Annotated in this window: 7 protein-coding genes; 5 read left to right on the forward strand and 2 right to left on the reverse strand. The window is 65.8% G+C overall.

Annotation, left to right across the window (positions count from 1 at the left end; genetic code table 11):
* The 5 genes from ACFE99_RS16880 to ACFE99_RS16900 all read left to right on the forward strand — a co-directional run.
* On the forward strand, positions 1-2138 hold a 2138-nt coding region (locus ACFE99_RS16880), incomplete at its 5' end, for an acyltransferase family protein (RefSeq protein ID WP_375487262.1).
* A 68-nt stretch (positions 2139-2206) separates the two neighbouring features.
* Entirely contained in the window at positions 2207-4369 is a 2163-nt protein-coding gene (glgX, locus tag ACFE99_RS16885; RefSeq protein WP_375487264.1) for a glycogen debranching protein GlgX, read from the forward strand.
* Positions 4370-4372: 3 nt separating this feature from the next.
* On the forward strand, positions 4373-6670 hold the full coding sequence (gene treY / locus ACFE99_RS16890; protein ID WP_375487266.1) for a malto-oligosyltrehalose synthase: 2298 nt from the start codon (positions 4373-4375) through the stop codon (positions 6668-6670).
* Positions 6663-8390 (forward strand): malto-oligosyltrehalose trehalohydrolase, encoded by a 1728-nt coding sequence (treZ, locus tag ACFE99_RS16895; protein ID WP_375487268.1) that lies wholly within the window; start codon positions 6663-6665, stop codon positions 8388-8390. Before treY ends, treZ begins: the two co-directional genes overlap by 8 nt.
* A 36-nt stretch (positions 8391-8426) precedes the next feature.
* Positions 8427-8882 carry a hypothetical protein gene (locus tag ACFE99_RS16900; RefSeq protein WP_375487270.1) on the forward strand — a complete coding sequence of 152 codons (456 nt, stop codon included), beginning with the start codon at positions 8427-8429 and terminating at the stop codon, positions 8880-8882.
* 73 nt (positions 8883-8955) lie between these two features.
* On the opposite strand, the gene ilvA is transcribed toward ACFE99_RS16900, so the two are convergent.
* On the reverse strand, positions 8956-10236 hold the full coding sequence (ilvA, locus tag ACFE99_RS16905; RefSeq protein WP_375487272.1) for a threonine ammonia-lyase: 1281 nt from the start codon (positions 10234-10236) through the stop codon (positions 8956-8958).
* Positions 10237-10263: 27 nt separating this feature from the next.
* Positions 10264-10701: a nitroreductase family deazaflavin-dependent oxidoreductase gene (locus ACFE99_RS16910; RefSeq protein WP_375487275.1), complete on the reverse strand. Its 438-nt coding sequence runs from the start codon at positions 10699-10701 to the stop codon at positions 10264-10266.
* Positions 10702-10796 lie beyond the last annotated feature (95 nt).

Here is a 10796-nt window from a genome sequence, read left to right on the forward strand (position 1 = left end):
CGCCTACCGTCTCGGAGCCTGCCCCGGTCGCGATGGGTGATCGCAAGTCAGGGTTTTACCGCCACGACCTCGACGGGCTGCGCGGCATCGCGATCGCGCTGGTCGCGATGTTCCACGTCTGGTTCGGCCGTGTCTCCGGCGGTGTCGACGTGTTTTTGGCGCTGTCCGGATTCTTTTTCGGCGGCAAGGTGCTGCGCGCGGCGCTCAACCCCGCATCATGGCTGTCGCCCGTGCCCGAGGTCATCCGGCTGGTGCGACGACTGCTGCCGGCCCTGGTTGTTGTGCTGGCCGGGTGCGCGGCGCTGACCATCCTGATCCAACCGCAGACCCGCTGGGAGACCTTCGCCGACCAGAGCCTGGCCAGCCTGGGCTACTACCAAAACTGGGAGCTGGCCCGCAGCGTGGCCGATTACTTGCGGGCCGGCGAAGCGGTCAGCCCCCTGCAACACATCTGGTCGATGTCGGTGCAGGGCCAGTTCTACATCGCTTTTTTGGCGCTGGCGTTCGGCTGTGCGCACCTGCTGCGGCGATCCCTTGGCACCCAGATGCGAACGCTGTTCGTGATGCTGCTCACCGCACTGACGGTGGCGTCGTTCGTCTACGCGATCAATGCGCACCACGCCGACCAGGCGGTGGCCTACTACGACAGTTTCGCGCGAGCGTGGGAACTGCTGCTAGGGGCGCTCGTCGGTGCGCTGGTCCCCTATATCCGCTGGCCGATGTGGCTACGCACCCTGATCGCGACGGTCGCGCTGGCAGCGATCCTGTCCTGCGGCGCCCTGATCGACGGGGTCAAGGAATTCCCGGGGCCGTGGGCGCTGGTGCCGGTCGGCGCGACAGTGCTGATGATTCTTGCCGGAGCCAACCGATACGCCCACCCCAGCAGCCACGGGCAGATGCCGCTGCCCAACCGCCTGCTGGCCGCCGGCCCGCTGGTGACGCTTGGCGGCATGGCATATTCGCTGTACCTGTGGCACTGGCCGCTGCTGATCTTCTGGCTCGTCTATACGGGTCATCGGCGCGCCAACTTCGTCGAGGGCACTGCGGTACTGCTGCTCTCCGGCGTGCTCGCCTACCTGACCATGCGCCACGTCGAGGACCCGCTGCGGTATCGCGCAGCGGCCAACGCGAAATCGCCGATGCCGGTGGTGCCATTGCGCTCGCGGCTGCGCCGACCCACGATGGCGCTGGGCTCGGTGGTGGCCCTGCTCGGCGTGACCTTGACCGCGACGTCGTTCACCTGGCGTGAGCATGTCACCGTGCAACGTGCCGACGGCAAAGAGCTCAGCGGGCTCAGTGCACGCGACTATCCGGGTGCGCGGGCGTTGGTCAAACAGGTGCGGGTACCCACGCTGCGGATGCGGCCCACCGTGTTGGAGGCCAAGAACGATCTGCCGCTGTCCACCAAAGACGGCTGTATCAGCGACTGGACCAACCCCGCGCTGATCAACTGCGCCTACGGCGACGCCGTGGCCACCCGAACCATCGCGCTGGCCGGCGGGTCGCACGCCGAACACTGGATCAGCGCGCTGGACCTGCTCGGCCGCATGCACCACTTCAAAGTGGTCACCTACCTCAAGATGGGCTGCCCACTGTCCACCGAGGAAGTCCCGCTGATCATGGGCAACAACGCCGCTTACCCGCAGTGCCACGAGTGGGTGCAAAAGACCATGGCCAAGCTCATCGCCGACCGTCCCGATTACGTGTTCACGACGTCGACCCGGCCGTGGAACATCAAACCCGGCGACGTGATGCCGGCCACCTATATCGGGATTTGGCAGACGTTCGCCGACAACAACATTCCGGTGCTGGCCATGCGGGACACCCCGTGGCTGGTCAAGGACGGCCAGCCGTTCGAACCGGCGGATTGCCTGGCCAAGGGCGGCAATGCGACATCGTGTGGGATCAAACGTTCCGACGTGCTGGCCGATCGCAACCCGACTCTGGACTTCGTCGAGCAATTCCCGATGCTCAAACCGCTGGACTTGAGCGACGCGATCTGCCGGCCGGACATCTGCCGTGCCGTCGAGGGAAATGTGTTGATCTACCACGACGCTCACCACCTGTCGGCGACCTACATGCGCACCTTGGCCGGTGAGCTCGGACGGCAGATCGCCGCGGCCACCGGCTGGTGGTGACAGTCGGAGCGGTCCGTGCGCGACGCGGATAAAGTCGAGTGATGCCGCCGAGACAACCGAACACGGACATGACCGAAACCACGCCGACGCTGCCCACCGTGTGGCCGGGCAACAACTATCCACTTGGTGCCACCTATGACGGTGCCGGCACCAACTTCGCGCTGTTCTCCGAGATCACCGACAAAGTCGAGCTGTGCTTGATCGCCGACGACGACACCGAGACCCGGGTCAACCTCGACGAGGTGGACGGATACGTCTGGCATGCGTATCTGCCCGGCGTCGGACCCGGCCAGCGCTACGGGTTTCGGGTGCACGGGCCGTTCGAGCCGGCCGCCGGGCATCGGTGCGACCCGAGCAAGCTGCTGCTCGACCCCTACGGCAAGGCCTTTCACGGTGACTTCGACTTCTGCCGAGCGCTGTTCTCCTACGACATGGACTTCGTCAACTCCGAAGGCGCCGAGCCCGGCGAGACCGGCACCCCGCCGATGGTCGACTCGCTGGGACACACGATGACCAGCGTGGTGATCAACCCGTTCTTCGACTGGGCATTCGACCGCGCGCCCCGCACCCCGTATCACGAAACGGTCATCTACGAAGCGCACGTCAAGGGCATGACACAGACGCATCCCGCCATCCCCGAGGAGCTGCGCGGCACGTATGCCGGCCTGGCCCATCCGGCGATCATCGAGCACCTCAAGTCGCTGAACATCACGGCGATCGAACTGATGCCGGTGCACCAGTTCATGCACGACAGCCGGCTGCTGGAGATGGGCCTGCGAAACTACTGGGGCTACAACACCTTTGGCTTCTTCGCTCCCCACCACCAATACGCGTCGTCCGGTGAGCCCGGCGGTGCGGTGGGCGAATTCAAGGCCATGGTGCGTACCTTGCACGAAGAAGGCATCGAGGTCATCCTCGATGTGGTCTACAACCACACCGCCGAAGGCAATCACCTCGGCCCGACCATCAACTTCCGCGGGATCGACAACGCCGCCTACTACCGCCTCGACGACGACGACCCGCGCTTCTACAAGGACTTCACCGGCACGGGCAACAGCCTCAACGCCCGCCACCCGCACACCTTGCAGCTGATCATGGACTCGCTGCGCTACTGGGTGACCGAGATGCACGTCGACGGATTCCGTTTCGACCTTGCTTCGACCCTCGCCCGCGAGTTCTACGACGTCGACCGATTGAGCGCGTTTTTCGATCTGGTGCAGCAGGACCCGGTGGTGAGCCAAGTCAAATTGATCGCCGAGCCGTGGGATGTCGGCGAAGGCGGCTACCAGGTCGGCAACTTCCCGGGTTTGTGGACCGAGTGGAACGGGAAATACCGCGACACCGTGCGCGATTACTGGCGGGGCGAGCCCGCAACCCTGGGCGAATTCGCCTCCCGGCTGACCGGATCGTCGGACCTCTACGAGGCGACGGGCCGGCGGCCAAGCGCCAGCATCAATTTCGTTATCTGCCACGACGGGTTCACGCTGAACGACCTGGTGTCCTACAACGAGAAACACAACGAGGCCAACGGCGAGAACAACCAGGACGGGGAGAGCCACAACAGGTCGTGGAACTGCGGCGTCGAAGGCCCCACCGACGATCCCGACGTGCTGGCGCTGCGCGCGCGCCAGATGCGCAACATCCTCGCCACGCTGATGGTCAGCCAGGGCACCCCGATGATCGCGCACGGCGACGAGTTCGGCCGCACCCAGCAGGGCAACAACAACGTCTACTGCCAGGACTCCGAGATGTCCTGGATGGACTGGTCGCTGGCCGAGAAGAACGCCGATCTGTTGACCTTCGCCCGCAAGGCGACTCAGCTGCGCACGGATCATCCGGTGTTTCGCCGCCGCCGCTTTTTCGAAGGCCGGCCCATGCGGCGCGGCGACGAGGTCGGCGACATCGCTTGGTTGACCCCGACGGGTCGCGAAATGACACAGGAGGACTGGGACAGCGGTTTCGACAAGTGCGTTGCGGTGTTTTTGAACGGCAACGCCATCCGCGAACCGAATGCCCGCGGTGAACGTGTCGTCGACGACTCGTTCCTGTTGTGTTTCAACGCCCACCAAGATGCGGTGGACTTCGTCATTCCCGACGGCGACTACGGCCAGGAATGGACGGCCGAACTGGACACCACCGAACCCACCGGAACAACCGAGCGGGTCATGAAGGCCGGCGAGAAGATCTCGCTACCGGGACGGTCATTGCTGATATTCCGGAAGACACTGTAGCGCATGGCCTTTCCGGTACTGTCCACCTACCGGTTACAACTGCGCGGGCCTGACAGCGGCTTCGGGTTCACCTTCGCCGACGCCGAGGAGCTGCTGGACTATCTCGACGAGCTCGGGATATCGCATGTTTACCTCTCTCCCGTCTTGACCGCGGTCCACGGCTCGCCGCACGGCTACGACGTCACCGATCCCACGACGGTGTCGGCCGAACTCGGTGGTGCCGACGGTTTGGCCAGGCTCTCGGCCGCGGCGCGAGCGCGCGGGATGGGGCTGGTGGTCGATATCGTGCCCAACCACGTCGGGATCGATAAGCCCGAGCAGAACCCGTGGTGGTGGGACGTGCTGACCCATGGCCGATCGTCGCGCTACGCAAAGTTTTTCGATATCGACTGGGATCTCGGTGATGGCCGGATCATCCTGCCGCTGTTGGGTTCCGACGACGACATCGCAGATCTGAAAGTCGACGGCCACCGGCTGCGGCTCGGTGACCTGGCGCTGCCCATCGCGCCGGGCACCGGGCAGGGCACCGGCGCGGAAGTCCACGAGCGCCAGCACTACCGGCTGGTCGGGTGGCGAAACGGTATCTGCGGTTACCGCCGCTTTTTTTCGATCACTTCGCTGGCCGGGCTGCGCCAGGAAGATCGTGCGGTGTTCGACGCGTGGCATGCCGAAGTCGCCCGCTGGTTCGCCGAGAAACTCGTCGACGGTGTGCGCATCGATCACCCCGACGGGCTGACCGATCCGGTGGGCTATCTGGCCTGGTTGCGGGAACTGGTCGGTCCGGATGCCTGGATCGTGATCGAGAAGATCCTGGCCGTCGACGAGGCGCTGGAGCCCACCCTGCCGGTGGCCGGCACCACCGGCTACGACGTACTGCGGGAAGCGGGCGGGGTTTTCCTCGATCCGGCCGGCGCCGCCGCGCTGACCGCGCTGTTCGACTCCTCCGATGGCGACTATCAGCAGATGCCGGCGCGGTTGCGGGATCTCAAGGCCACCGTGGCCACGGATACCTTGGCCAGCGAGCTGGCCAGACTGTGCCGCTGCATTGTGGCGACCGTCGGGGTCGATGATCCGCGCCTGCCCGAGGCTGTGGCCGCGCTGCTGGGCTATGTCGACGTCTACCGCTGCGACTATCCGGGGCTGGCCGCGACACTGCCCAGGGCGCTGGCCGAAACACAGGCCGCAACACCGGAACTGGGCCCGCCGCTCCAGATCCTCGCCGCTGCTGTCGCGGAAGGCGGCGAGGCAGCGGCGCGCTTGCAACAGCTATGCGGGGCGGTGACGGCCAAGGCCGTCGAGGACTGCCTGTTCTACCGTGACGCCCGGCTGGTGTCGCTGAACGAGGTCGGCGGCGAGCCGCAGCGGTTCGGCGTCGGCGCCGCAGAGTTCCACCAAAGCGCGGCGATCCGGGCCCGGCACTGGCCGCACACCATGACCACGCTCACCACCCACGACACCAAGCGCGGCGAGGACGTCCGCGCCCGCATCGGCGTGCTCTCCCAGGTGCCCGCACTGTGGCGCGAGTTCGTCACCCGCTGGGAGCGCATCGCACCCTCCCCCGACCTCGCGACCGGACTGTTCTTGTGGCAGAACATTTTCGGTGTGTGGCCGGTCAGCGGGGAGGTCACGGCCGAGCTGCGCCAGCGGCTGCACGGCTACGCCGAGAAAGCGATCCGGGAAGCCGGATCACACACCTCGTGGCACGACCCGAACGCCGAGTTCGAGAAGGCGGTGCACACCTGGCTGGACGCCGTGCTGGACGGGCCGGTGGCGCGCGAGCTGACCCAGCTGGTCGGCCAGCTCAACGTGCACGCCGAAAACGACGCGCTGGGCCAGAAGCTGCTGGCGTTGACGGTGCCCGGCACACCGGATATCTATCAGGGCACCGAATTGTGGGACGACAGCCTGGTCGATCCGGACAACCGGCGTTCGGTCGACTACGCGGCGCGCCGTGAAGCGTTGAAATCCTTGCGTCACCGCAAAATCCGGGTGGTCGCCGCGGCGCTGCGGCTGCGGCGCGCCCGTCCCGACACGTTCCTGCGCGGCGGTTATCATCCGCTGCTGGCCACCGGTATGGCCGCCGCCCACGTCGTGGCGTTTCGCCGCGGTGAGGATGTCGTGGTGGCAGTGACCCGCTGGACGTTTCGGCTCGACGAAGCGGGTTGGGGCGACACCGTGGTGTCGCTGCCCGACGGGCAGTGGACCGACACGCTGAGCGGCGCGGCATTCAGCGCAGCGACGCCGGCCGCCGAGCTGTTCGCCGAGCTGCCTGTGGTGCTGTTAGAGCGCGCCGATGCGTGAATTCGCCGTCTGGGCACCCAATCCCGAGCGGGTGCGCCTCGATGTCGACGGGGCCGTGCACGCGATGAGGCGCGGTGACGACGGCTGGTGGCGCGCCACGGTCGACGCGGCGCCGAATGCCCGCTACGGGTTTCTGCTCGACGACGAGCCCACGGTACTGCCCGATCCGCGGTCTGCCCGCCAGCCCGACGGCGTGCACGGGCGTTCGCAGCTGTGGGAGCCCACTGCGGCGTGGAGCGACGGCGACTGGGCTGGGCGCTCGGTCGAGGGCGCGGTAATCTACGAGCTGCACATCGGAACCTTCACGCCCGCAGGTACTTTCGACGCCGCGATCGAAAAGCTCGGTTATCTGGTCGATCTGGGTGTCGACTTTGTCGAAGTGATGCCGGTCAACTCGTTCTCCGGCACGCACGGCTGGGGATACGACGGTGTGCTGTGGTATTCCGTGCACGAACCTTACGGTGGCCCCGACGGGCTGGTGCGCTTCGTCGACGCCTGCCATGCCCGCGGTTTGGGTGTGCTGATCGATGCGGTGTTCAACCATCTGGGCCCGTCGGGCAACTACCTGCCGCGGTTCGGGCCATACCTCTCGTCGGCGAGCAATCCGTGGGGCGAAGGCATCAACATCGCCGACGCCGGCTCCGATGAGGTGCGCCGCTACATCCTCGACTGTGCGCTGCGCTGGATGCGGGAATTTCACGCCGACGGTCTGCGACTGGATGCAGTGCATGCACTGGTCGACACCACCGCCATCCACATCCTCGAGGAGCTGTCGGCGAAAACCGATCGCCTGTCACAGCAGGTGGGCCGCCCGCTGTCGCTGATCGCCGAAAGCGACCTCAACGATCCCCGGCTGATCACTCCCCGAGAAGATGGCGGCTACGGGCTGACCGCGCAGTGGGACGACGACATCCATCACGCCATTCACGCCGCGGTCTCCGGTGAACGCCAAGGCTACTACGCCGATTTCGGGTCACTGGCCACGCTGGCCCACACGTTGCGCCATGGCTTCTTCCACGCGGCCACCTACTCGTCGTTTCGTGGCCGGCGCCATGGCCGACCGCTGGACACATCCAAGATTCCGGCCACCCGGCTGCTGGCCTACACCTGCACCCACGACCAAGTCGGCAACCGTGCGCTCGGAGACCGGCCGTCGCAGAACCTGACCTTCGGTCAGCTCGCGATCAAGGCCGCGCTGGTGCTCGGATCACCTTATACTGCAATGCTTTTCATGGGCGAGGAGTGGGGGTCGTCGCGACCGTTTCAGTTCTTCAGTTCTCATCCGGAACCCGAGCTCGCCGTGGCCACCGCCGAGGGCCGCAAGAAGGAGTTCGCCGAGCACGGTTGGGACGCCGACGAGATTCCCGACCCGCAAGACCCGCATACCTTTGAGCGCTCAAAGCTGGACTGGGACGAGCCTGACCTGGGCGAGCATGCCCAGCTGCTCAGCACCTATCGGGATTTGATCGCCTTGCGGCGCACCGAAACCGATTTCGCTGACCCATGGCTGGAGCATCTGCAGATCGACTATGACGAGGCGCAACGTTGGATCACCATGCGCCGCGGGCGATTTGTAGTGGCCTGCAACCTGGGTACCGAGGCGGTGTCGGTGCCGCTGCGCGGCGAGGTGGTCCTGGCCTGGGGTGAGCCCAAAGTCGGTGACGAAACCACCGAGTTACCGGGGCAGTCAGTCGCGGTACTCAGGGCTGTGGATAACTGACTGGCGGCCACACCGGCAAGCGCTGATGATTCGGCCATGTCTCATCAGGAACTGTTCCCGATACCGCGCATCGAGACCGCCACCGACCCCGTGTATTCAGCCGCAGATTTGCGCCAGCGCTGGCGCGCGCTGATGGGGCCCTCGGGTTTTGGTGAAAAGCTGTTGTGGTTCGGCTTTGTCGGTCCGGATCGTCGCCTGATGAAAATGCTCAGCCAGGTGCCGATCGGTCCGCGTCCGCAGGGGCGGATCGTCAGGAGATTCATGTCGGGTCTACGCACGCTGCTCGACGACGCAGCGTCCGGCACCACCGTGGCTCTGCTGTTGACCGGGCCGGGCCGGCGACCGATCTCGTCGGCCGACCGGACGTGGGCCAAGGCATTGACCGAAGCGGCCGAACGGCTCGACGTGCCGCTCGAGCCGATCTTTCGAGCCAACGACGAGTCGCTCCTGCAGATCGATTCACACGACGAACCGCAACATCTCGGTGCCTGATGACGGCTACGGGCGTGCCTGCACAGACACGCCGCAATTGCAACTGCGCCCGCTCGCAATTAACGAGACGTCGTTACAAGAGGTACCGGTACGCCGGTGATCCGGGCTCGAGCGCTTCGATGTGCAGTTCGGTGGCCCGCATCCGGGCCAGTAGGCCGTCGAGATCGGCGGCCGATCCCAGTTCGATGCCGACCAGAGCTTCACCGGTTTCGCGGTTGTTGCGTTTGATGTACTCGAACAACGTGATGTCGTCGTTGGGTCCGAGTACCTGGTCGAGGAACCGGCGCAGCGCGCCCGGTTCCTGGGGAAAGTCGACCAGGAAGTAGTGCTTGAGGCCGAGGTGGATCAGCGAGCGCTCCACGATTTCCCCGTAGCGGGACACGTCATTGTTGCCGCCCGAGATCAAACAGACCACAGTGAATCCGGGCTGGATGTCGGCTTCCAGCAGTCCGGCAACTGACAGCGCGCCCGCCGGCTCGGCGATGATGCCCTCGTGCTGGTAGAGGTCGAGCATCGCGGTGCACACCGCGCCCTCGTCGACGGCGGCGATCGACACCATGTCACCGGCGGCGGCTACCGCTGCGTAGGTCAAGGTCCCGGCCCGGTTCACCGCCGCGCCGTCGATGAACTGGTCCACGTGTTCCAGCGTGACCGGCTCGCCGGCGGCCAGCGCGGCCATCATCGCGGCGGCGCCGCCGGGTTCGACACCCAGCACCGAGGTGTTCGCTGTCCGCTCGGCCAAGTAGCTGGTGATGCCGGCGACGCACCCGCCGCCACCCACGGGAACCACGACCAAGTCGGGCTCGCTGTCGAGCTGGTCGAGCAGTTCCACCGCGATGGTGCCCTGGCCGGCGATGGTGCGCACGTCGTCGTAAGGCGGCACCAGCGTGGCGCCCGTGCGTGCCACGTCCTCGAGTGCCGCCTCAGCCGCCATGTCGTAGGTCGATCCGGCGACGATCAAATCGATGAACTCCCCGCCGTGATAGCGGATGCGGTCCTTCTTTTGCTTAGGCGTCTTGGCCGGCACGTACACGCGGCCGTGGATTCCCAGGGCGCGGCACGCGTAGGCGAATCCCTGGGCGTGATTGCCCGCCGACGAGCACACCACACCGGCGGCGATCTCCTCCTCCGACAGCTGCACCAGCAGGTTGTAGGCGCCGCGCAGCTTATACGACCGCACCGACTGCAGGTCTTCGCGTTTGAGGTAGACCGTGGCTCCGGTGACCTCCGACAACCGCTCGCACAGCTGCAGCGGGGTGGGGGTGACCACCCGCGCGATTCGCTTGGCCGCAGCATCGATGTCCGCTGCGCAGAGCGGCGGTGTGCTAGGGACCTGGCTCAGTTCGGCGGACACGGGTCAATGGTGGCATTCAACAGCAGTTCAGCGGACGGGGGTCAATACGAACACCGGAATCTCGCGCTCGGTCTTGGCCTGGTAGTTGGCGTAGTCCGGCCAGACCTGCACTGCTCGTTCCCACCAGACGGCTTTCTCCTCGCCGAACACCTCGCGGGCTTCGTACTCACCGGTGGCCGGGCCGTCCTGCAACTCCACCCGCGGATGCTTCTTGACGTTGTAGTACCAGACCGGGTTCTTGGGGGCGCCGCCCAGTGAGGCGACGATGGCGTACTCGCCGTCGTGTTCGATCCGCATCAATGGAGTTTTGCGGAGTTTGCCGGTCTTGGCCCCGACTGTCGTGAGCAGGACGACGGGCTTGCCCTGCAGCTCGGTGCCCTCTGCTCCCCCAGACGCCATGTATTTCTCGGCTTGCTCACGGGACCAGTCGACCGGCGAGGGTGCGTATTCTCCTGAAAGCGGCATACCGACACTTTAAAGGCTGATCTCACCAGCCGGACTTGCACGTTGGATTCAAGCGGTGGCTGCAGCGAATGTGGACGGGTCTGACAGTAGTCGGT

The organism is uncultured Mycobacterium sp. (assembly GCF_964249325.1).
GTDB lineage: Bacteria > Actinomycetota > Actinomycetes > Mycobacteriales > Mycobacteriaceae > Mycobacterium.